The organism is Peptoanaerobacter stomatis (assembly GCF_000238095.2).
Taxonomy (GTDB): domain Bacteria; phylum Bacillota; class Clostridia; order Peptostreptococcales; family Filifactoraceae; genus Peptoanaerobacter; species Peptoanaerobacter stomatis_A.
In genome coordinates this window covers 615,274-640,536 of the sequence record NZ_JH815225.1, presented here as the reverse complement: position 1 = coordinate 640,536, position 25,263 = coordinate 615,274, and the positions used below count along the sequence as shown (strand labels likewise).

Annotated in this window: 17 protein-coding genes; 9 read left to right on the top strand and 8 right to left on the bottom strand. The window is 29.6% G+C overall.

The window, feature by feature from the left end; all coding sequences use genetic code 11:
• Window positions 1-77: 77 nt before the first annotated feature.
• Window positions 78-1,247 (top strand): RNA polymerase sigma factor RpoD, encoded by a 1,170-nt coding sequence (rpoD, locus tag HMPREF9630_RS02655; protein WP_242822823.1) that lies wholly within the window; start codon window positions 78-80, stop codon window positions 1,245-1,247.
• Window positions 1,248-1,308: 61 nt separating this feature from the next.
• Here the strand turns inward: rpoD and clpB are convergent, their stop codons facing one another.
• Window positions 1,309-3,897: an ATP-dependent chaperone ClpB gene (gene clpB / locus HMPREF9630_RS02650; RefSeq protein ID WP_009526991.1), complete on the bottom strand. Its 2,589-nt coding sequence runs from the start codon at window positions 3,895-3,897 to the stop codon at window positions 1,309-1,311.
• Between the two features lie 695 nt (window positions 3,898-4,592).
• Here clpB and HMPREF9630_RS02645 point away from each other — a divergent pair.
• Both HMPREF9630_RS02645 and HMPREF9630_RS02640 read left to right on the top strand, forming a co-directional pair.
• Complete coding sequence (locus HMPREF9630_RS02645) at window positions 4,593-5,300, top strand: lytic transglycosylase domain-containing protein (RefSeq protein ID WP_009526990.1); 708 nt, start codon at window positions 4,593-4,595, stop codon at window positions 5,298-5,300.
• A 563-nt stretch (window positions 5,301-5,863) separates the two neighbouring features.
• Window positions 5,864-6,439 (top strand): hypothetical protein, encoded by a 576-nt coding sequence (locus HMPREF9630_RS02640; protein ID WP_009526989.1) that lies wholly within the window; start codon window positions 5,864-5,866, stop codon window positions 6,437-6,439.
• Window positions 6,440-6,748: 309 nt separating this feature from the next.
• Here the strand turns inward: HMPREF9630_RS02640 and HMPREF9630_RS02635 are convergent, their stop codons facing one another.
• Window positions 6,749-7,987 (bottom strand): uracil-xanthine permease family protein, encoded by a 1,239-nt coding sequence (locus tag HMPREF9630_RS02635; RefSeq protein WP_009526988.1) that lies wholly within the window; start codon window positions 7,985-7,987, stop codon window positions 6,749-6,751.
• A gap of 982 nt (window positions 7,988-8,969) precedes the next feature.
• On the opposite strand from HMPREF9630_RS02635, the gene ileS reads away from it, so the two are divergent.
• Window positions 8,970-12,077 (top strand): isoleucine--tRNA ligase, encoded by a 3,108-nt coding sequence (ileS, locus tag HMPREF9630_RS02630; protein WP_009526987.1) that lies wholly within the window; start codon window positions 8,970-8,972, stop codon window positions 12,075-12,077.
• 280 nt (window positions 12,078-12,357) lie between these two features.
• On the opposite strand, the gene HMPREF9630_RS02625 is transcribed toward ileS, so the two are convergent.
• A complete protein-coding gene (locus HMPREF9630_RS02625) occupies window positions 12,358-14,835 on the bottom strand; it encodes an FAD-dependent oxidoreductase (protein WP_009526986.1) in 2,478 nt (825 codons plus the stop codon).
• A 30-nt stretch (window positions 14,836-14,865) separates the two neighbouring features.
• Entirely contained in the window at window positions 14,866-15,147 is a 282-nt protein-coding gene (locus HMPREF9630_RS02620) for an ArsR/SmtB family transcription factor (RefSeq protein WP_009525285.1), read from the bottom strand.
• Between the two features lie 365 nt (window positions 15,148-15,512).
• Here HMPREF9630_RS02620 and HMPREF9630_RS02615 point away from each other — a divergent pair, with 365 nt between their 5' ends.
• Both HMPREF9630_RS02615 and HMPREF9630_RS02610 read left to right on the top strand, forming a co-directional pair.
• A complete protein-coding gene (locus HMPREF9630_RS02615) occupies window positions 15,513-15,968 on the top strand; it encodes a GNAT family N-acetyltransferase (RefSeq protein WP_009526985.1) in 456 nt (151 codons plus the stop codon).
• 194 nt (window positions 15,969-16,162) lie between these two features.
• A complete protein-coding gene (locus HMPREF9630_RS02610) occupies window positions 16,163-16,846 on the top strand; it encodes a YoaK family protein (RefSeq protein ID WP_009526984.1) in 684 nt (227 codons plus the stop codon).
• Between the two features lie 118 nt (window positions 16,847-16,964).
• Here the strand turns inward: HMPREF9630_RS02610 and HMPREF9630_RS02605 are convergent, their stop codons facing one another.
• Window positions 16,965-17,648 carry a YoaK family protein gene (locus HMPREF9630_RS02605; RefSeq protein ID WP_009526983.1) on the bottom strand — a complete coding sequence of 228 codons (684 nt, stop codon included), beginning with the start codon at window positions 17,646-17,648 and terminating at the stop codon, window positions 16,965-16,967.
• Between the two features lie 323 nt (window positions 17,649-17,971).
• Window positions 17,972-19,744 carry a Na/Pi cotransporter family protein gene (locus HMPREF9630_RS02600; protein WP_009526982.1) on the bottom strand — a complete coding sequence of 591 codons (1,773 nt, stop codon included), beginning with the start codon at window positions 19,742-19,744 and terminating at the stop codon, window positions 17,972-17,974.
• 390 nt (window positions 19,745-20,134) lie between these two features.
• Here HMPREF9630_RS02600 and HMPREF9630_RS02595 point away from each other — a divergent pair, with 390 nt between their 5' ends.
• The 3 genes from HMPREF9630_RS02595 to HMPREF9630_RS02585 all read left to right on the top strand — a co-directional run bounded on the left by HMPREF9630_RS02595 (window position 20,135) and on the right by HMPREF9630_RS02585 (window position 23,046).
• Complete coding sequence (locus HMPREF9630_RS02595) at window positions 20,135-21,073, top strand: AEC family transporter (protein WP_009526981.1); 939 nt, start codon at window positions 20,135-20,137, stop codon at window positions 21,071-21,073.
• 76 nt (window positions 21,074-21,149) lie between these two features.
• Window positions 21,150-21,530: a DUF3783 domain-containing protein gene (locus HMPREF9630_RS02590; protein WP_009526384.1), complete on the top strand. Its 381-nt coding sequence runs from the start codon at window positions 21,150-21,152 to the stop codon at window positions 21,528-21,530.
• Window positions 21,531-21,537: 7 nt separating this feature from the next.
• Window positions 21,538-23,046: a dihydrolipoyl dehydrogenase family protein gene (locus HMPREF9630_RS02585; RefSeq protein ID WP_009526980.1), complete on the top strand. Its 1,509-nt coding sequence runs from the start codon at window positions 21,538-21,540 to the stop codon at window positions 23,044-23,046.
• Between the two features lie 235 nt (window positions 23,047-23,281).
• Here the strand turns inward: HMPREF9630_RS02585 and HMPREF9630_RS02580 are convergent, their stop codons facing one another.
• Together HMPREF9630_RS02580 and HMPREF9630_RS02575 are read right to left on the bottom strand one after the other, a co-directional pair.
• Window positions 23,282-24,388: a YkvI family membrane protein gene (locus tag HMPREF9630_RS02580; protein ID WP_009526979.1), complete on the bottom strand. Its 1,107-nt coding sequence runs from the start codon at window positions 24,386-24,388 to the stop codon at window positions 23,282-23,284.
• Window positions 24,389-24,430: 42 nt separating this feature from the next.
• The gene (locus HMPREF9630_RS02575; RefSeq protein WP_009526153.1) at window positions 24,431-25,216 is read right to left on the bottom strand and encodes an acyl-CoA dehydratase activase; all 786 of its coding nucleotides are present in this window, start codon (window positions 25,214-25,216) and stop codon (window positions 24,431-24,433) included.
• Between the last annotated feature and the right edge of the window lie 47 nt (window positions 25,217-25,263).

Sequence of the window (25,263 nt, the reverse complement as noted above, 5' to 3'; positions counted from 1 at the left end):
AAGAGGAAGATATTTTTGATGATGTAGATGAAGAAGATATAGAGCCTTCGGTAGAAGATTTGACAGAAGAAAAACTTATGGAAGCACTTCAAAAAGATGTAAGTGATGATGATTATGGAGATAAAGACGGATTAATTGCTGCACAAGACTATGAGAGAGCAATCCAAAGATTGATAGAACGTGGAAAAAAAGACGGATATATAGAATATGACACTATAATGGATACATTTGATAGTTACGATATAGGCAAAGAAAAAATAGAAGATATGTATGATACATTTGCAAACTATAATATAGATATAGTAGATGATATTGAAAAAGAGCCTACAGAAAGTGATATAAAATTGCAAGTGGAGTCTGAAAAAGAAGATGATTTGGATTTAGACTTAAAAAACTTGGAGATGTCTATTGCAAAGAGCAATATGGATGACCCTGTCAGAATGTATTTAAAAGAGATTGGGAAAATAGCCTTGCTAAATCCGGATGAAGAAGTAGAACTGTCTCAAAGAATGGTCAAAGGCGATGAATATGCCAAAATGAAAATAGTAGAAGCAAATTTGAGATTGGTTGTATCAATAGCAAAGAGATATGTTGGAAGAGGTATGTTATTTCTTGACTTAATACAAGAAGGGAATTTAGGTCTTATAAAGGCAGTTGAAAAATTTGACTATACAAAAGGATTTAAGTTTTCTACTTATGCTACTTGGTGGATAAGACAAGCGATAACAAGAGCTATAGCCGACCAGGCAAGAACTATAAGAATACCTGTTCATATGGTTGAAACAATAAATAAACTTATAAGAGTAAACCGTCAATTAGTACAAGAGCTTGGAAGAGATCCTCGTCCTGATGAAATAGCGGAACAAATGAATATGCCTCAAGAAAAAATAATGGAAATAATGAAAATTGCACAAGAACCTGTATCTTTGGAAACTCCTATAGGAGAAGAAGAAGATTCACATCTTGGAGATTTTATTCCTGACGATGATGCATTGGCACCGTCAGAGGCTGCAGCTTATTCGTTGCTTAAAGAGCAAATTGAAGAAGTGCTTGAAACTCTTACTGATAGAGAGAAAAAAGTGCTTAAACTGAGATTCGGATTAGATGACGGAAGAGCAAGAACTCTTGAAGAAGTTGGAAAAGAGTTTGATGTTACAAGAGAAAGAATAAGACAAATCGAGGCCAAAGCGCTAAGAAAATTAAGAGGACCAAAAAAATCAAATAAACTTAAAGATTACTTAGACTAAAAATTAATGGGTTGTTGCTATGATTTTTTATCATTTTGCAACAGCCCATTATTTTTTTATCTTATCTTATAACTATATCATCTCCATCGACATCAATAGTTACTTTTGAACCTTCAGTTACTGTACCTTTTATTATTTCTTTACCTAAAAGTGTTTCAACATTTCTTTGCAAGTATCTTTTTACAGGTCTTGCACCAAGTTCAGGAGTATAAGCTTCGTTTGCAATAAGTTCTTTTGCTTTGTCTGTTATATTTAATACTATTTCTCTGTCCTCGAGACGTTTTTGTATATCTTTTAAGCAAAGGTCTACTATTTGAAGTATTTGACTTTTCTCTAACGGATTGAACATAATTATGTCATCTATTCTGTTTAAAAATTCCGGTTTAAATGAATATTTAAGCATATCTTCCACTTCTGTTTTTGCTTTATCTGTTACTTTTCCGCTTTCTTTCACACTGTCAAGTAATATTTGTGAGCCTATATTTGAAGTCATTATTACAACAGTGTCTTTGAAGTTTACTGTTTTTCCTTTTGAATCTGTAAGTCTTCCGTCATCTAACAATTGCAATAAAATATTGAATACTTCAGGATGTGCTTTCTCTATTTCATCAAATAATATTATGCTGTACGGTTTTCTTCTAACTGCTTCTGTAAGCTGTCCGCCTTCTTCGTATCCAACATATCCCGGAGGAGCTCCAATCAATCTTGCAACAGTATGTTTTTCTTGATACTCTGACATATCGATTCTTATAATATTGTCTTCGCTATCGAATAAAGCTTGCGAAAGTGCTTTTGCAAGTTCTGTTTTACCTACACCCGTAGGACCTAAAAATATAAATGAACCAATAGGTTTTCTTGGATCTTTTAAGCCGGATCTTGCTCTTAATATACTGTTTGCAACAGAAGTTACAGCTTCATCTTGTCCTATTACTCTTTTGTGTAATATAGATTCCAAACTTAATAATTTATCTCTTTCTGTTTCTACCAATTTTGAAACAGGAATGTTAGTCCACTGTGATACTATTTGTGCGATTTCTTCTTCTGTAACTTCTTCTTTTAATAGTGAGTTGGTCTTTTTTTCATCTTGTAATTTTATCTGCTCTTGTAATTGTTTTTCCAATTCTACCAATTTACCGTATTTCAATCTTGATAGAGTTTCCAAATCATAATTGCGTTGTGCAATATCCATTTGGTGTTTTATATTTTCTATTTCTTCTTGTAGTTCCTTTACTTTTCCTATGCTTTGTCTTTCTACATCCCATGTTGCTTTTTTATTTTTATAGTCATCTTTTAATTTGCTTAGTTCTTCTTCTAAAACTACGAGACGTTTTTTAGATTGCTCATCAGTTTCTTTTTTTAATGCTTGTTGTTCTATTTCAAACTGCATTATTTTTCTGCTCATATCGTCTAAGTCAGTAGGCATTGAATCTATTTGTGTTCTTATCATTGCAGCAGCTTCGTCCATAAGGTCTATTGCTTTATCAGGTAAGAATCTGTCGTTTATATATTTATTGGAAAGTACGGCGGATGCTATTATGGCTGAATCTGAAATCCTAACACCATGGTGTATTTCAAATTTTTCTTTAATACCTCTTAGGATTGAAATTGTATCTTCAACAGTTGGTTGATCTACCATAATGGGCTGAAATCTTCTTTCAAGTGCAGCATCTTTTTCTATATACTTTCTGTATTCATCTATTGTTGTAGCGCCTATGCAGTGTAATTCTCCTCTTGCGAGCATTGGTTTTAACAAGTTTCCGGCATCCATAGAACCTTCTGTTTTTCCTGCACCTATTATTGTGTGTATCTCATCTATGAACATTATTATACGTCCATCAGATTTTTCTATTTCTTTTAATATTGCTTTTAGTCTTTCCTCAAATTCGCCTCTATATTTTGCGCCTGCTATTAATGAACCCATATCAAGAGCAAATATTGTTTTATCTTTCAATGAATCAGGCACATCATTTTTCAGTATCCTTTGTGCCAAACCTTCAACAACGGCAGTTTTTCCTACGCCCGGTTCACCGATAAGCACAGGATTATTTTTAGTACGTCTTGATAATATTCTTATTGCACGTCTTATCTCATCTTCTCTGCCTATTACCGGATCTAATTTTCCATTTCTTGCCATATCAACTAAATCACGTCCGTATTTTTCCAAAACGTTGTAGGTATCTTCAGGATTTTCATTTGTAACTCTTTGATTTCCTCTGATTTTTTCCAGTCTTTGCATAAAATCTTGACGTTTTATGCCGAATTTTGAAAATATATCGCTTATTATTGTTCCTTTTTCCTTAAACATAGCAAGGAATAGATGCTCTACAGATACATATTCATCTCCAAAATTCTTACTTTCATTTTGAGCGTTTGATAATAATTCGCTCAATTTTCTTGATGCGTAGACATTACTTATACTGCTTCCTGAAACTTTTGGCAATTTATTTACCATATCATCAACATCTGATATTAATGAACTTACATTTATATTCATAAGACTTAATATTTTAGGAATAATACCGTTATCTTGTTCCAATAATGCTTTTAATAAATGTATACTGTCTATCTCTTGGTTAGAATTATTTAATGCAGTATTTTGTGCTTGTAATACAGCTTCTTGTGACTTTTGAGTAAGTTTTTCCAAGTTCATAACAAAACCTCCTATTATTAAAGATTTTTTAGTAAATCTCATATAATTTAATTATTTTTTCAAGTTAAAATTTAATCTATATATTAAAATAAAAAATGTCAAAATTTATTTATAAATAGAATAATATTTTACAAATAAAATTAATAATGATATTTTCTTTTTAATAAAATGTTGATATCTTAATAAAATTCTTTTTATTAGCACTCGTTATATATGAGTGCTAATAATTATATTATAGTCTTATTTTTATAATTGTCAATACTATATGAAAAAAATATTTTTATATATTTTTGAAATATAATTTATACTAATATCCAATTAAAAATAGATATTTTTTTAATATGGTTTAGTTTTATATTATTTTTTTCAAATATATGGTTTTATTTTTAAAGTTTATTGATTTTTAGCAGATTTTAATACTAAAATTTTATTACAACAAAATATTACATTTTTATAAAAATAGTTAAGATTAATAAGTTTTAAAATGTAAAATAAATATTTTTATAGTATAAAAGCTATATAAGAATATTTTGTAAAAAATATTGAAATTTCAATATTTTTGTGCCGGATTACAATGATGTATTATAATATTTATAAACAGAATGTTAATAATAGTTTTATAAAAAACTTGCTTTTTGTAAAAAATTGTAGTATAATAAATTACAAATTGTAACAAATGAAAAAGGAGTTTTAATATGTTTAATATAAAAAAATTTTTATTTTTAGGGGCATTTATATCAATTCTGTGTATGCCGATGAGTGTTTTTGCTGAAGATGATGCGCAAGATCTTGGCGGTAAGAGTGATGGAGATTTTATGATTTTTGAAGATAGCAATGAACTTGAATCTATAGATTTGGCAATACAGATTTTCAAGGTAGGCGTTATTGAAGAAGAAAAAGAAGAAAAGGTACAAAAACAGGAACAAAATCAAAAAAAATCAGATAATAAACAGGAGTTTAGTAAAGAAGGCGGTAAGATGGTAAGCTATATGATGTCAAAAAATTCAGGCTTGTCTAAAGAAAATGCTCAAAAGATATATAACTCTGTAATCAAACACTCTTCAACTTATGGTACAGATCCATATCTGGTTTTTGCTATAATGGAGCAAGAAAGCAGGTTTAATCCGAATACAAGCTATCAAGGTGCATATGGTCTTATGCAACTATATTATACAACATTGCCTTATTTAGGTATAAAAATGGATGAAGTATATGATATAGATAAAAACATAAAAGCAGGCGTTAAAGAAATATCCGGTAATATAAGTATGTTTGGAAATTATACTACAGCATTAAGTGCATATAACTGGGGTTCCGGAAATGTTAAGAGAGGGACATATAATACAAAATATGCAAACAGCGTATTAAAAAGAAAAACAAATATAGAGTCAAAAGTAAAATAGAAGAATGATTTTTATAAAAAGGCAGTTAGGATTTTAGAGCTTAACTGCTTTTTTTATAGGCTTAAGCTTGTTTTGTAAATGCAAAGATTTTACAAAACAATAACCCATTTGCTATGCGGATGGAGGGAATGTCCCAATATTTCATATATAAATTTATGATAATATTAATACTTTCTATTTGCTTCATATATTAACAGTAATTTTCTAAAGATAAAATACAAAAAACCGATATCTTTAAAAAGATTCAAAAATTTATTGACTAAAAATACAGTTTTTATAATTTTAATGATATTATGATTTATATTATAAATATTATAGTTTTTTAGATAAACAGCAGAATTATATATGATAGTTAAATATTCAAATAACGAAATAACCAAATAACTACATCAAGATTACAAGCACATATATTAAAAATACTGATTTAAGAAGATGCAATTAGGTAAGCTATACCAGCTTAAAGAACAGATAGACCACACTGACATATTAAAAAAATGAATGATGTACGATAAATTTTACTTTATAATGATGCAATATATTTATTCACAAGGAGGTGAATACTATTGAAAATATCAATGATTGATAACACTATATTCAAGGGACTGTACAACAGCAAGGATAATTTACCTAAAAAAGAAAATACTCTTGATGATAAAACATCATCTCTACTAAGAGAACTGAAAAATGATTCAAAAGAAGAAGAAAAAGATAAAAAAACTTATGAGATGTCTGATGAAGAGATTGCAAAAAACTCTTATACAAAAAAATTAGTAGGTGTAAAATCATTGTCAAAAAAACTGCTTGAGGAAATAGAGCGTCAAAATAAGTTAAGGGAAATGGAACTCAAAAAACTAAAGGCTCAATCAGTATATAAAAAAATTGCATCAGGTAGTGTAGTAAGTGAAGAAGATATGCGTTTGATGAAAAAATATTATCCTAATATGCTGTTAAAGGCTAAAGATATAGACAAGCAGAGAAAAGATGTCGAGCTGTTAGTCCAAAATTCAAGGACAAAAAAAGAGGCTCAAAAAATAGTAGATATGTCTTCAAAAGAGATTTTTGAAGTAGATAAGGATAAACTCGTATCTCTTAGAGAAAAGCTAAGAATAATGATAGAATTTAAAGAAGATATAGATTAATAATAGTGATGTATATTGTATATTTGCTTTGTAGTTTATATATAATATATTATTATCTATAATACGCTTATGATTTGAAATATATTTTTTTAATTAGCAATAAGTTTTTAAAAATGAGAATATCTATTATTCTATTAACTTTTAATATACATAGATATATAATAAAAATGTTAAATTGAATGTATTTGAATAATGATGCTTTTGTCTACACAGATGTTAGAGGTAGCATTAATCAAATACATTCAAACGTTTATATGTCTATTTTAAATCTAATTTTAGTGTATTAATATAAATTAACTTTTCTTATATTTATTTTTTTCCTAAATATAGAACTTTGTTTATAATCACACCTATTATTGCCGCCAAGCTCAAACCTGAAAGGCTTACATTGGAAGTTATCGGTATTGCTATGTTTAAGCCTATGATATTTCCAAGACCTATTATTAATATTATGGCAATTATTATTATATTTTTTATGTCAAATTTTATATTACTGTCTTTTAGAGTTCTTACACCTATCAATGAAATCATACTGAAAAGCATTAAAGATATTCCACCCATTACAGCAGTGGGTATACTTTGCATAAATCCGCCTATTTTTCCTATAAATCCAAGTATAATTGCAAGCACGGCAGTTATTCTTATTATGGATGGATCGTAATTCTTAGTTATTGCGAGTACACCTGTATTTTCTCCGTAAGTAGTGTTTGCAGGGCCACCTATAAATCCGGCAAATAATGTTGCAAGTCCGTCACCTAAAAGAGTTCTGTTAAGGCCTGGATCTTTTAGAAAATTTTGACCTACTACTGTACCGTTTGTAGTAATATCTCCTACATGTTCCATAAAAACTGCAAGTACCACAGGAGCAATTATCGCAACAGCGCCAATATCAAATTTAGGCAAAGTAAAATGAGGTACAGCTATAAATTTTGCACTTGATATTGTAGCAACATCCACTATGTTCATAGAAAGAGATACTGCGTAGCCTACAAAAACACCTATTAATATAGATAGCTGTTTAATAAAACCTTTTGCAAAAAAATTTATTCCAAGTGCGGTTGCAAGAGTAACAGCAGATATTAAAAAATTTGAACTTGCCATATTAAAAGCGGTAGGTATTAAATTGAGTCCTATAACAATTATCATTGGACCTATAACTTGTGGAGGGAAAAATTGTTTAATTTTATCAACCCCAACTTTTAAAACCAAAAATGAAATTAAGACATAAAGAAATCCGGCTACTACTATGCCGCCTTGAGCGTATCTTAAATCTCCGTAAGATTTAGAAACAGTAATAATAACCGGAATAAATGCAAAACTTGAACCTAAAAAAACGGGAACTTTTTTCTTTGTACACATATGAAAAATTAAAGTACCAATACCTGCGCTTACAAGAGCGATTGAAGTATCAAAACCTGTAAGAACCGGAACTAATACCGTAGCACCAAACATTGCAATCAGGTGTTGTAGAGCTAATACTAACCTTTTAAAAGACATTTTAGAAAATAACGAATCAGAAGACAAAGTGACACTATTATTTTCAGACATAATTAATCCTCCTAAATTGTTTATATTCATGTAATATGCTTAAATAATAAAATTCCCTATTTAAAAGTTTATATTCAATAAAGCAAAAATTACAAATATGTTTTTAAAATATTATGAACTTTTTGAATATGAATAAAAGGTATTAACTTTAGCAAATTACATAAAAAAATAGGTTTATCTAAAAAATATTTTAAACCTAAATTTTTTGAATTATAACATTATTTTTTTTATTTGTAAATATAATTTATAAAATTTTATGCAAAAAAATTAATTTATATATTTGCTTTAAATGTTTATAATATTGTATACAATTTATTCTATAAAACATTGTTAAATACATATTTTTATATGAAGTAAGTTGATAGAAAATCTTTCAAATGAAAATATTGTATACAATATTGACTTTTTATATTTAGTAGTGTACAATATAAAAATATATTGATATAAATGCTATAAAAAGGAAGAGTATATAAATATTAAGCTGCACAGAGAGCCTGTTACAAGCTGAAAAACGGGACAGTACAATATTATAGAAAATCACCTTTTTGCAGAAATTTTGAAAATTTGAATATAAATTTTTATAAGAGTATTTTACTACATCTTGTTTAATCAAAGCGTATGTTAATTTTGATGAACTTTTAAAATGATGTGTTTTTTTATTGATTTTGATAAATTGTATTCAAATGATTAGATTTTTCCGTTTTCGCTACGTTAAGTGAACAGATGCTTGCTTTTGAATAGATTATATGGCAAGTAATATACCTATCAGTAGGTGGTATAGCGATTATTCGTCCTGCATTAGAGCAGGACTTTTTTTGTGTATAATGAGATTTAACAGTTTTTAGAACGGGGATATTTATTCATCAATATTGTATATGATAGTATAATATAAACTTAAATTTGTAAGTCAACTAAGTGAGATACTGCAACAGTAAATAAAAAATATTTTATATAAAAATATAATTTTAAGGAGGAGAATAATTTGAAGTTTGAAAGTCTTTATGACAAAAGTGTAAGTAATAATGAAGATAAGATAATACAAAAATGGGAAGAGATAGATCTCTTAGATTTGAGTATCAAGGATAGAGAGGGTAAAGAAAAATTTATATTCTATGAAGGTCCACCGACAGCAAACGGCAAACCCGGTATACACCACGTTATAGCAAGAACATTAAAAGATTCTGTATGCAGATATAAAACGATGAAAGGTTATCAGGTAAAAAGAAAGGCAGGTTGGGATACACACGGTCTTCCTGTTGAAATAGAAGTAGAAAAAAAATTAAATCTTTCATCAAAACAAGATATAGAAAAATACGGTATACAAAAATTCAATGAATCCTGTAAAGAGTCTGTTTTTGAATATGAGAGCCTTTGGAGAAAAATGACTACAAGGATGGGATATCTCATAGATTTGGACAATCCATATATAACACTTAACAATGATTATATAGAATCAGAGTGGTGGATATTGGATAAAATGTTCAAAGACGGTTTGATATATGAAGGACATAAGATATTACCGTATTGTCCAAGATGTGGAACAGGGCTTGCATCACACGAAGTTGCACAAGGCTATAAAATGGTAAAGACAAATACATTGATAGCGAAGTTCAAGAAAAAAGGAACAGATAACGAATATTTTTTAGCATGGACAACAACTCCGTGGACATTAGCTGCTAACGTAGGTCTTACTGTTTCTCCTACAGAAACATATATCAAAGCAAAACAAGATGATGAAATATATTACCTGTCAAAAACTCTTGCACCAAAAGTATTAAAAGAAAATTATGAAGTGCTTGAAGAAATAACAGGAAAAGATTTGGAATATCAAGAGTACGAGCAGTTAATGCCTTTTGTTCATACAAAAGACAAAGCTTTTTTCGTAATGCTTGGAGATTTCGTAACTACAGAAGACGGTACAGGTATAGTTCATACTGCACCTGCATTCGGTGAAGATGACTACAAAGTAAGCAAGCAATACAATATGCCTGTTTTAAATCCTGTAGGAGATGACGGGAAATATACAGATACGATATGGAAAGGCAGACATGTTACAGATGATGATTTGCAAGTGGATATAATAAAATATCTTGCAAAAGAAAATAAAATATATGCAAAAGAAAAAATGGAGCATAATTATCCGCATTGTTGGAGATGCCAAACTCCGCTTATATATTATGCAAAACCGAGCTATTATATAGAAGTTACAAAATTCAAAGAAAAATTGATAGAAAACAACAATTCAGTAAATTGGTTTCCACAATTTGTAGGAGAAAAAAGATTCGGAAACTGGCTTGAAAATCTGAATGACTGGGCAATATCACGTTCAAGATATTGGGGAACACCACTTAATATATGGGTGTGCGATGAATGTGGGCATAAAGAATCCATAGGTTCAAGAGCTGAATTGGCACAAAAAGCAATCGAAGATATAGATGATAACATAGAGCTTCACAGACCTTATGTAGATGATGTTACAATAGAGTGTCCTCATTGTAAAAAGCCTATGAAGAGAGTAAAAGACGTAATAGACTGCTGGTTTGATTCAGGTTCAATGCCATATGCACAATTACACTATCCGTTTGAAAATAAAGAAACATTTAAAGAAAATTTCCCTGCAGACTTTATATGTGAAGGGATAGACCAAACAAGAGGTTGGTTTTACTCATTGATAGCAATATCGACATATGTAGAAGGAGTCTCTCCTTATAAAAACGTGCTCGTAAATGACCTCATATTAGATAAAGACGGCAAAAAAATGAGTAAGTCAAGAGGTAATACGGTAGATCCGTTTGAATTGTTTGAACAATACGGCGCAGACGCATTAAGATGGTATTTATTATATGTATCACCTGCGTGGTCACCTACAAGATTTGACATAGACGGATTAAAAGAAGTTCAAAGTAAATTTTTCAGCACTATAAAAAATATATACAATTTCTTTATATTATATGCAAATACTGATGATATAGATATAAAATCATTTGATGTTCCTTATGAGCAAAGAAGTGAGCTTGATAGATGGTTATTATCAAAATACAACAATTTGGTAGACTATGTAACAAAACAATTCGATGTATATGATATGACAAAAGTTGCACGAGAAATACAAGATTTTGTCAATGACGTATTCTCAAATTGGTATATAAGAAGAAGCAGAAGAAGATTTTGGGGCAGTGAGATGACAGTTGACAAAAAATCTGTATATCTTACAACTTACGAAGTATTAAAAGGTATATCACAGCTTATAGCACCACTTGCACCATTCATATCAGATGAGATATATACTAAACTAACAGGCGAAAAATCAGTGCATATATCATATTATCCTGTATTTGATCAAAGTAAAGTAGATTTAGCTTTGGAAAATAAAATGGATATGGTTAAAAATTTAGTTAAATTAGGACGTGCATCAAGAGAAGAAGCTAAGATAAAAGTAAGACAGCCTATATCAAAAGTAGTTATAGATAAGAATATAAAAGAAGTTATAGGAGAGCTTACAGAACTTATAAAAGAAGAATTGAACGTTAAAGATGTAGAATTTGCACAAGACATAACAAGCTTTATGAATTATGATATAAAACCGAATTTTGCAACATTGGGTAAAAAATTGGGTGCAAAACTTAAACCGTTAGGACAAGTTCTGCAAACAGCAGATCATAAAAATATAGTAGATACAGTAGAAAAAGAAGGACAGATAACTTTTAACTTAAATGGAGAAGACACTGTGCTTACAAAAGAAGACTTATTGATAAATGTAAAAGCTAAAGAAGGTTATGATGTAGGTGCTGAAGGAGATTTATTCATAGTTTTGGATACCAATCTTACAAAAGATCTTGTACAAGAAGGTTTTGCAAGAGAGTTTATCTCAAAGATACAACAGATGAGAAAAAATAACGGTTATGAAATGATGGATAAAATACTTATAAGCTATACATCAGATGAAGAAGTAAAAGATGCAATAACTGCATATACAGAGTTTATAAAAGACGAAACCTTGGCTAATATAGTAGAGTTCAAAGAAAATGCTGATGCAAAAGAAGAAGTTTTAAACGGTCATAATGCAAAAATATTTATAGAAAAAGCATAGTGAATTAATTGAAATATGTTTTAGCATAATGCTACTATGATATTTAAAAATGATTGAATATAAAATAAAAAAGTTCCTAAAAAATAGTGTTTACTATGGTTTAGGAACTTTTTTCTATTTTGTAGTAAAATTTTTTTAATATATTGTATTTTAGTATTATATTAAAATCTTATAGAATAACAGAAAATTATAATAATTAATTTTTCCAATAAACTATTTTATATTAATGTTATATAGTTATATAAGTTATTCACGATTTTACTTGAAAATAGTATTAACCTTAAATAAATAAATTCATATTACTGTTGTCATTATCATCAAGCATTGATGCTACACCTGCAACTTCAACTCCATCGATTAATTCTTCCAATTTTATTCCCATCAGATCCATGCTCATTTGGCAAGCTGATATTTTTATATTGTTTTCTTTGGCTTGTTGTATAAGCTCTTCTAATGATGGAACATTGTGTTTATTCATTATACCTCTTATCATCTTTGCACCCATGCCAAGAAAATTCATTTTTGAAAGTCCGAGTTTTTGACTGCCCTGCGGCATCATAGATGAGAATATTGTGCTTATAAAATCTTTTTTTGTAAGCACATGTTCATTTTTTCTGAGTATGTTAAGTCCCCAAAAAGTGAAGAACATATTTACTTTGTTACCCATTGATGCGGCACCGTTTGCGATTATGAAAGACGCAATGGCTTTATCCAAATCACCTGAAAATATTATCATGGTCTTTTCTTTTTTGTTTGAAGTGATAACATTTTGATTTTGTTTAATATCTTTACCTTTTTTTATTGTTGCGATGAATTTATTTTCTTGCATATCTTGTGATATAAGTGTATTGCCTGTATTGTTGCACCAACTTTTTATGTCCCTTGCAAATCCGGGATCTGTTGATAATACTTTGACGTATTCACCATCTTTTATAGTATCTATATATTTAGAAACTTGCATTATAGGTCCCGGACAGCTAAGTCCGCAAACATTTAAGATTTCTATTTTCGTGGGAGCATCTTCAGTTTTTTCGCTTTCAAATTTATCTTGATTTGTGTCATTAGATGTAGAACAATAACAAGGATTGCTGTTAGATGATAGGTTTGTAGGCATAGTTATATCGCAATATGTTCTATATCCTCCAAGTAGATTAAATGCTGTAAAACCGTTTTGTTTGAATATTCTTTCTGCTATATATCCTCTTAGTCCAACCGCACATTGTAAGACATATTCTTTATTTTTATCAAGAGTATTTATGGTTTCTCTAAGTGTGGTAAGTGGCATATTTATTGAGCCTTCTATTTTTCCTGCCATAATTTCCATTTTTTCTCTTACATCTATCAAAACGTATTTATCTGTATTTTTCAGATATTCTTCGTATCTCATTGGTGATGATAAACCTTCATATATATTGCAAGCAGCAAATCCGGCAAAATTTACAGGGTCTTTTGCAGATGAGTATGGTGGAGCGTATGCCAACTCTAACTGACTTAAATCATATATATCTCCTCCATAATGTATTGAAGTGGCTATGGTATCTATTCTCTTGTCAACGCCTGTATATCCAACTATTTGTGCACCTAATATTTTTTTATTGCTTGCAAATATAAGTTTTATTGTCATTGGAAGACCTCCGGGATAATATCCGGCTTGGCTCATTGGGTGTACCAATGATATGAAATAATCTTTTTTATATATTTTTCCATTGGCATTTAGCATTTTTTCATTTAAACCTGTGCTTGCAACAGTTATGTCGAATATTTTAGCAATACTTGTACCCATTGTGCCTTTATAAGCTTCTTTATTATATGAATCAAGTACATTTGCGCATACAGCTCTACCTTGTTTGTTGGCAGGTCCGGCAAGAGGAATCATGGTTTTGTCTCTTGTCAAATAATTTTCCACTTCTATTACATCACCTACAGCATATATATCGCTGTCAGATGTTTGTCCGAATTCGTCTACTATTATACCGCCTCTTTGATTTAACTTAAGTCCTGAATCTTTTGCAAGCGATGAGTTAGGACGTACACCTATTGACAATATAACCATATCAGTTTCTATTGTAGAGTCGTCATCAAGAACAACATTTCTACCGTTCGATGTTATTTTTGCAAGACCTTTTTCAAGCATAAGATTTACATTTTTGGCTACCAAGTGATTTTCAGCAAGTTTTGCCATATCTTTATCAAGTGGTGGCATTACCTGATTCATTTTTTCTACAAGTGTAACTTCTATTCCTCTTCTTGATAGATTTTCCACCATTTCGAGTCCTATAAATCCTCCGCCTACAACCACAGCTTTTTTAGGAGCATTATTTTTGATAAAATTATATATTCTATCAGTATCAGGAATAGTCCATAGCGTGAACACATTGTCAAAATCTTTGCCCTCAAAATCAGGTACAAAAGGGGACGAGCCGGTAGATATGATTAATTTATCGTAGTTTTCTTCATATGTTTTACCTGTCTCTATATCTTTTGCAAGAACTTTTTTATTATCTTTATCTATTTTTATAACTTCGGTTTTATCTCTTATATCTACATTGTATTTTGCAGTTATGGTTTCCTTTGTAGATACAAATAATGCATCTCTCGACATTATTTCTCCACCTATATAATAGGGTAGTCCGCAATTTGCAAAAGAAACATATGCACCTTTTTCAAAAAGTATGATTTCAGCTTTTTCGTCAAGTCTTCTAAGTCTTGCTGCAGCAGTAGCACCTCCGGCTACACCGCCAATGATTACAATCTTCATAATATAAAAATGTCCTTTCTTAAATTAAAATTATTCATTAAATAATAAATTTATAATATTTCTTACTTCCTCATTTGTGAGAGAATAAAATACTTCGTTGCCTCTTTTGTCTATTTTTACTATTCCTGCAGATTTCAGCTTTGACAAAGATTGTGATATTGCAGGTTGTGATGCGTCCATACAGTTTACAAAATGACTTACATTACATTCACCATATTGTGTAAGCTGATGTGCAATACATAATCTTAACGGATTGGATAAAAGTTTAAGCAACTCAGCTTTTTCCATTGTTAATTCAGGATTTAGTATCATATAACACCCTCCAATATAAAAATATAAGTATATAATAATATTATTATATACTTATATAAAAGTCAAGCATAAAATAAAAATATTTGCAAATTATAATATAATTTACTATAATTTTAACAAGAACCAGAAAATATATTTTTAAAAAATAAAAATTATAAGAAATTCAGCTAAATTAGAAAATTAAAAAAGCATTTTTGTATGGATAACAATAAAATGTTTATGCTAAATATCATTACATAATATAAAATCTCTACTTTTTGTATGTTTACTATTTATGGGAAATATGATTTTTTATATATGAAATTATAATATAATTTTAATTAGTGCTTGCCATTAAAGATGATTTGAAAGGAGAGTATAACAATATGATAAGAGATATGATAGTAGAAGATTATGACTGTATAACAGAATTGATGAACTCATTACATAAACTTCATGTGGATGCAAGACCTGATATGTATATGGATGTTGACAGTGTATATGATAGAAATACGTTTTTGGAAATGTTGTCAGATAAAGATGTAATATCAATAGCATATGAGGAGAAAGGTGTTGTTATAGGGATTTGCTTTGCAAGTGTGAAATATAAAAGCGGTATGCTTGACATGAAAACAATGTATATAGATGCTGTTGTGGTAAGAGAAGAATATAGAAATAACGGTATAGCTAAAAAACTTATGAATGAAGTTGAAAAAAGAGCAAGAGAATTAGAAGTAAAAAGAATAGATTTAATGGTATGGTCTTTTAATAAAAATGCTATAAATTTATATGAATCGTTGAAAATGAATGAGCAAAGGGTTATTTTTGAAAAGTTATTATAGATATTTTATACTAATCTTTAATAGATAATTATATAGATAATATAATATAATTTTTTATCGTTATATTGAGTATTGCATATTATTAGAAATATATAATAGTATAAAATGATGTTTGATGAGATTTATTTACAGTAAATTAAAAAATTTTACAAAATTATTTATGATTATTTTGGATTAGTATTAGGAGATGAAATATGAAACAGACATCTGAAACGATAGAGCTCGGTATATTTTTGGCTCTTGCAGGCGGTTTTATGGATGCATATTCTTATATATGCAGGGGTAAGGTTTTTGCAAATGCACAGACAGGTAATATTTTGTTGTTTGGAGTAAAGCTGTCAGAGGGGAAGATAAACGATGCAATCCGATACGGTATGCCGGTTGTGGCATTTTCAACAGGTATATTTTTGGCGGAGATAATAAGGCATATAGTTGAAAAAATAGAAAATAATGATAAAAAAATTTTGCATTGGCGACAAATAGGCATAGTAATAGAAATGCTTTTATTATTAAGTGTATGTTTTATATCACAAAAGCACAACTTACTTGCGAATAATATAACATCTATGGCTTGCGGAATACAAGTGGAAAGTTTTAGAAAAATGCACGGAAATGGTATTGCAACGACAATGTGTATCGGTAATCTTAGGAGTGCAACTGAAAATATGTACGGCTTTTTAAAAAATAAAAATAATATTTTTCTAAGAAAATCAATATTGTATTATTTTGTAATAATATGTTTTGTCATAGGTGCGATACTTGGAAATATATTTATAAATATAATGAATGAAAAATCTATGATAGTGTGCGTTTTATTTTTATTTATATCCTTTTTTATGATGTTCAAGGAGGAGCGTGAAAGTATCATAGACTTATAATAAAAGTCAATAGAGTACGAATATTTATATTTTTAAGAATTTATTATCTGAACAAAATTAAGTATACTCAAAGTAAAAAATTGTATACATTTTATCATCAATTAAATAAATATCAGTATTAACCGTTAGTCAATATGGATTGATGTATATCTTTTTTGTTTATAAATTTAAGATAGAATAAACCGGATGATATTCTAAGTATGCCGACTAATAAGAAAGAATCGACTTTCATACTGCTTATAGCTATTGTGCCGCTTATAGTGCCTATAAAAAAGGATAATATGTTTACAAAGAAAAATAAAAAATATTTAAAAGATTTTTTATCACCTCTAAGAGTTCTTCCGAGATTAACTGAACAGTCTGTCAAATAGCCGCTTAGATGAGTTGTTCTTGTTGTAATTCCTTTATATCTTGTAAGCAAACCGTTTTGTGAGCCTGCAACGAATGCCGTTGAGATTATAAGTATAAAAGTTGAATGTATAAAAGCATTTAAAATTATGTATAAGACCCCGTATATTATCACAGTTATACCGAACATTCGGCTAAAGCCGACATGTTTTTTGTAAAATGTAAAGCCCGAAAAAACTCCTCCTATAAAAAACGATAAGATTGCACTTGTAAAAAGACAGACTGATTCCAAATTACCGTTCATAATAGCAATAGCAAGATTGCTTACATTACCAGTGTGATGTGAAAGAGGTATGCTGCAATAGAGTAGGGCAATACAATTTGTGTATCCTGAGGTGAATGTAAGAAACATAAGCCAAAATACAATTTTCAAGTTCAATTTTTTTGTATACATAATTATGCGCACCTTTATAAATTCAATTGAATACAGATATTTTTTATATAATGCTCAAATTGTTTTGCAAGTTGAGTTGCTAAAGATTATTACAAATAATCTGTATTATAAAAAACTATATGGAACAAAACATATTTGAACGTTTGTTCAGTATAAAAATATGCTAATATCAAATAATATTATATCATATAAGAATGTGCATTACTATATAAAATGTATATAATGAATAATTTTAAAAAATTAATTCAAAAAAACCTCAATTTTTTAAAAAGAGGTTTTTAATTTACTAAATTATAAGCTTTATCTGATTTCAAATATTTATTTTATGCTTCTTCAGGTAATATATATTCTTGCTTGTAAGCATTGAATCTGCTCATAAATTTTTCGTCTTTTTCTTTTTTAAATGTGTGAGCAAGCAAGTCATTTTCGCCTACTTCTACAATTGTTATGGCTATATTACTGCAATGGTCCGCTATTCTTTCAAAGTCTGTTATTAAATCTGACCATACAAATCCGACTTCAACAGAGCATTTATTATCTATAAGTCTTTGTATATGTCTGTTTTTTAACTCTTCTGACAATACGTCTATAACTTCTTCTAAAGGCTCTATTTCTCTTGATTTTTCATAGTCAGTATTTTTGCAATACAAAAATGTTTTTTCAATTATATCTCTGATTGCTTTTGTATAAACATCTAACTCCTGTTTTGCTATATCTGATAAATAAAGACCTTTGTCTTGCATAGATTTTGCGGATTGAACTATATTGTATGCATGGTCTGATATTCTTTCAAAATTTCCTATTATATGGAATAGCGTGTTTATATATTTTCTATCCTCATCAGGTAAATCTTTTGTGCTTAGTTTTATTAGATATGCACTTATAGCGTCATCATAAGTGTCGCTGTCTTTTTCCAGTTGCTTTACTTTTTCATATTTACTTTCTGTGCAATCTCCTATGCTGTCTATTGCTTTGAATAAACATTTTTTTGTTAGCTCAGACATAGAGTTTACAACTATTTTACACTGATCCAGAGCAAAAATTGGAGTTTCCAAAAATAAGTCATCAAGCAGTCTAAGGCTTTCTTGTAATTTACCGGCTTCAATATTTTCTTCGTCTTCTGTTTCAGGTATTGTAGTAGTAGCAAGTTTTAACAGTATGTTTGAAAACGGTAATAAAATTATTGTAGCAGTAAGGTTAAACGCAGAGTGAATAACAGCTATTCCTACAGCGGTAGCAGATTCTTGCATAAAGCTGAAATGTACAATAGAGTTTATAGAGTAAAATGCAACCATAAAAAGTATTGTACCGATAAGATTGAAATACAGATGTATTAATGCCGCTCTTCTTCCGTTTTTACCTGTACCTATTGATGATAACAGTGCAGTTACACAAGTACCTATATTTTGTCCCATTATAATAGGTACAGCTGATGCGTATGGTACAAGACCTGTCATACATAGTGCCTGCAATATACCTACAGATGCAGAAGATGATTGTATTATTGATGTCAATACCACACCGACAATCATACCTAATATAGGATTTTGGAACATTATAAACAAGTTTTTGAATTCAGGTATTTCTGATAATGGTTCAACAGAACTGCTCATCGCATCCATACCGTACATCAATATTGCAAAGCCTATTAATATTGAACCTATGCTTTTTTTTCTTTCCTTTGAAGAGAACATCACAAGACATACACCTATAAGTGCTATTATAGGAGAAAAGCTTGTCGGTTTTAACATTGTGATAAAAAAGTTATCACTTTTTATTCCTGTTAAGCTCAAAATCCATGATGTTATTGTAGTACCTATGTTTGCTCCCATTATTACTCCAACAGCCTGTTGAAGTTTTATCATATTAGAGTTTACCAGACCTATGACCATAACCGTAGTAGCTGATGAGCTTTGGACTATTGCGGTTACACCTGCACCAAGAAGTACAGCTTTTATAGGATTGCTTGTAAGCTTTTCCAGTATTTTTTCAAGTTTTCCGCCTGCCACTTTAGAAAGTCCTTCTCCAAGAACTTCCATTCCATATAAGAATAAAGCAAGTCCTCCTATGAGAGATAAAAAATCAAAAAAAGTCAAAATATTTCCTCCAATCAATTTTAAGACGATTCATAAAATAATCCTTATATATTATAATATGAACTTGATATTATTTCAAATAATATTTATTCGGTTTTTAAATTTAGTTTAAAGATATACGTTTTTTCATAATAAATTAATATTTAAGTATATTTTCTTTAACTATCATTTGATAATATATTATGTATAAAAATTAAGCAATAAACATAAAAATGCAAAGAAACATTCAGTTGTTTATATTATAAATTTATGATATGATTTTAAAGAATACAGAAATGTAGAATATAAAAACTTCAAAGTACAATGATATTTACAATAAGGTTTTTATATAATTTTTAACAAATGCAAATGATAATTTTACAATATTTATAATATAGTAAAGGATATAAGATGGAAAGTTTTTATATAGCATTTAATGCTGTTGCCCCGATATCATTTTTGGTAATTTTCGGATATTACTTAAAAGAGAAAAAATATCTTGCAAAAGAAACCATATCCAATTTGAACAAATTATGTTTTAACATATTTTTACCTGTACTTACATTCAGTAATATACTGCATACAAATGTGAGAGAAATATTTGATATTAAACTTTATATATATGTGTTTATAAGCATAATCGCCATGGTTGTGGCATTAAGTATGATAGTGCCGTTTATTGAGCCTGATTCAAAAAAACAAGGGGCACTTATACAAGGTATATACAGAAGTAATTTTGTTATATTGGGAATACCTCTGACTAATCATATTGCAGGCAATGCAGGTGCATTTGTTGCATCAATACTCATAATGGTTGTCATACCTATGTATAATATGTTGGCTGTAATTGTGCTTGCAACTCATAGCGGAAGAAATACAGATTTGAAAAACGTATTGAAAGAAATTATCAGAAATCCTCTTATAATTGCATCCATACTTGCAATAATCCTTTCTTTATTAAATGTGAAAGTGCCTCAATTCGTGGACAAAATAATATTGGATTTGGCAAAAATCGGCAGTGTACTTCCTATGATTATGCTTGGGAGTATGCTTGATTTTAAAAAAATATCTTCAAATATAAGAAATATATTTATCGGAGTTTTAGGCAGACTTATATTAGTGCCTCTTATATTTTTAACAATAGCTATAGCACTTGGATTCAGTAGTGAAAAAATAGTGGCTCTCATAGCTATGTACTGTGCACCTACAGCGGTCAGTTCTGCACTTATGGCTGAGCAAATGGGATGCGATTACGAACTTGCTGCACAGATAATAATATTTACAACGGTTATATCATGTTTTACAATATTTTTATGGGTATTTACATTGGATTTTTTGAAATTTATATAAAAAAATGTATTGTTAAAGAAAAAATGGGAATATATATACTATAAATTAATTTTTTAAATCAGAAAGGAACTTGTACTTGAAAAAAATAATTTTATATCAGTTGAGTGAAGATAGGAAAGATAGGATTTCAAAGATATTAAAGGAAGATATTACAGTTAAATTTATCGATAAAAATATGTTAAATGAGGTTGTAGGAGATATTTTTAACGATACGGAAAAAAATGTGTCATATGAACCTGATAATGACAGCATTTTTGATAATGAATTTATGCTCATACAAGGGTTTGATACAGACGAGGATATCAGAGAGCTTTTATTTTCTTTCAAGTCCAATTTAGTTGAAAGGCCGATAACTTCGTCAAGGACTGAAAGTAATGAAAAATGGACATTGAAAGAGCTTTTAAAAGAAATATTTGAAGAAAATGAATATATGAAAAATTATAATAAACAGAAGTAGGGATAAGATGAAAAGATTTGATATTATAGTTATAGGTAGCGGAAGCGCTAATATAGTTGTAGATGAAGCTTTGGAAAAAGGCTTGAAATGTGCAATGATAGAAAACGGAAAATTTGGCGGTACTTGTCTTACAAGAGGTTGTATACCTACAAAAGTAATGGTAACGGTAGCAGATTTTATAAGACAGGCACAAAAAGCGTCTAAAATAGGGATAAATATAAAGGATATATCCGTAGATTTCGACAAAGTTTCAAAAAGAGTATGGCAAAAGATAGATGAAAGTAAAGACGTATACCAATATTACAAAAGTAAAGAAAATTTGACTGTATATGAAGGTACTGCAAAATTTATATCAGATAAAGAAATAAAAGTAGTTTTTAATGATAGTGCAAAGCAAGATGAGATTATAACTGCTGATAAGATAGTAATAGGAGCAGGCGCCAGAACAAAAGTTCCTAAGATAGAAGGTCTTGAAGAAGTAGGGTATTTAACTTCAGAAAGTTTTTTTGGAGATAAATTCCCTAAAAAACCATATGAAAGTGTTACAGTCATAGGCGGTGGATATATAGGCGTGGAATTTGCACATATATTGTCTGCACTTGGTTCAAAAGTAAATATAGTACAACATAATATGTATTTATTACCCAAAGAAGAAGAAGATGTTTCAGTTGCTATACCTGAAATACTCTCAAAATATGGTATAGATGTATATACAAATAAAGACACAATAAGAACTTATATGCAAGACGGAAAAAAAGTGCTTGAATTTAAAAATATATCAAACGGAAGATTATACAGTGTAAAATCAGATGAAATAATAGTAGCCCCCGGTGTTATGAGTAATGCCGATACACTTGATATACAAAATACATCTATAGAGTTGGAAAAAGGATATATAAAGACAAATGAATTTTTAGAAACTACGGTTGACGGAGTTTATGCGATTGGAGATATAAACGGGAAATATCAATTCAGACACAAAGCTAATTATGAAGCGGAGATATTGTCACATAATTTATTTTATGCTAAGGATAATGATTATGAGTTTGCAAGTTATGATGCTGTGCCAGCGGTAACATATATATATCCACAGGTTGCTCATGTAGGTCTTACAGAAAAAGAAGCAAGAAAAAAAGGATATAAAATACAAGTGGCGTTGCATTATTATTATCAGACTGCTAAAGGCTTTGCACTCGGATATAATGAGGGAGAAGAAAGTGACGGATTTGTAAAAATAATAATAGAAAAAGACAGTAAAAAAATATTAGGAGTTCATATAATAGGTGATGAGGCATCAATATTATTACAGCCATATGTAGAGCTTATGAATGCGGGAGAAAAGATAATACAACCTATAAATGAAGAAATAGGTTCACAGCTTACAAAAAGATTAAGAAAAGAAAATTATAAACGTAATCTGAATCCTAATACTATAGAGCTTACGAATAAGACAATGGTTGCACATCCGTCTTTATCAGAAGTTAGTATATGGACTAAATATATGGATTTTAAATAAAAAATATCTGTTAGAGTGTCCACAACAGATATTATAGAACTGATAATAATATAATCAAAAAATAAGCACCTTTAAAAAAGTGCTTATTTTTTGATTATAAATAAAATATTATATAAATATTATTAAGGACTTGAGTTAATATCACTAACAATAGTTAAGCTACATTTTACAGATTTAATTTATACTTAAGATAATTTAATTAGTATAGTACACTTATTTCTGTAAAACGGAAGTTTTAATATTTTCTGTTTTTAATTATACCTAAAACTATTGTAGGTATTATCAAGAAGAATATAGAAAGTATTCCAAGATATCCGTAGCCTTTTACAACCAATGTGTTAAGTCCGACTAATGATATGAACATGGAGATTATCATAGAAACTAATGATATTAACATTCTTCTCTTTGTTATATCACCTATTTGTTCAAATGAATTTTCATATCTTGCAACTATACCGAATATACAGCCAACTCCTGTAGATACAAATGCCAGGAACAATGTTATGGAATAAGCGTATAGAAGAGGTGTACTGTTTAATTGTTTAATTATTGTAAGTATAGGTAATGTTTCGTCTTTTATAAGTGATAAGTGTGCTAACATCATTAAACATGACATAGTTATCATTACACCGTTCAATATAACACCGAGTATTGCGAATTGTTTTACAGATTTTTTGGTAGTAAGAGGTTTTGACGCACCTAGCATTATAGCTAATACCAAAGATTGGAAACCTGCATATTTAAGACCGTTATATAAAACTGTACTCATAGGAGCGGCAGTTTCTTTTGTTTCCATTATTATATTAAGATTACCTATATTTGCTTTTAATCCTGATACTGTAACTATAGTAAGGAATATAAGTATCAATAAAGTGATAGCTGTTGACGCTTTTCTTACAAGATCGGCGCCGAAGATAGTAAGTACAAAGAATATTACACCTGTTATAGCCACACCTATTATATATTGTAAATTAAATAAATTTTCTAAAAGTGCCGCACTTCCTGCTATTGATGCACCTACTGCAACTATTGTAAGTAGCAAATATGCTATATCGAATATGTATCCCATTATTTTACCGTAAGGTGCACAAAGCTTTTCTATCCAGTTGTGATAGTTGTATTCATTGTTATTTCTTGCAAATAATATACCTTCATAAAATACAAATCCTATCAATGCGACTATTATAAACGGTAAGAATATGGACGGATAACCGAATTTTACGAAAAACGTTCTTGTTTGATTTCCTGTTGCAAAACCTCCACCGACGTGTGCGCCGAACCATACAGACGCAACTCCAAAAACTGTACTTAGTGGAACAACATTAGTATTTTCATTATTCATAAATACACAACCTTTCTAAATTTTATTTTTAATAAAAAATGATTACTTGTTTGCTTTTTGATATGCAAATAATGCGGCACCTAATGCGCCGTTCAACTGACAATATTCGCTTGTATGCAATTTAAAACCTGTATTTTTTTCCAATGCTCTTACCATTCCTTTATTTAATGCTACACCTCCGGTCATAACAACATCATCTTTCATACCGACTCTTTTAGCAAGAGCACCTACGCGACTTGCTATTGCGGTATGTATTCCCTTTACTATATCTTGTATCTTTGTACCTCTCGACAGTTGAGATATAACCTCAGACTCTGCAAAAACTGTACAAGTGGAACTTATAGGAACATCTTGAGTAGACTGTTCATCCAATTTTTCCAGATCTTCTATGTCGACTTCCAATACATTGGCAATTACATCCAAGAATCTTCCTGTTCCGGCAGCACATTTGTCATTCATAACAAAATTTTCCAACATACCGTTTTCATCTATTTTTAAAGCTTTTGAATCTTGTCCGCCTATATCTATTATAGTTCTTACATTTGGAAACAGAAAATATGCACCTTTTGCATGGCATGAAAGCTCGGACATTTGAGAATCGGCTTCTTCAAGAGAGTTTCTACCATAACCTGTAGCCATTATATAGCTTATATCTTCTCTTTTCATATCGGTTTTTTCCAAGATTTCATTTATTGCTCTTATCGGTCCTGATGTGCCGGCTCCTACATCTACTTTGGAAGAGGCAATTATGTTTTTTCCGTCTTCCAACATAATACACTTAGATGCTGTAGAGCCTATATCAACACCAAGTGTATATATCTTGCTCATAATAAATCACCTACATATACAAATGTTTATAAATAATTTTTCATTTG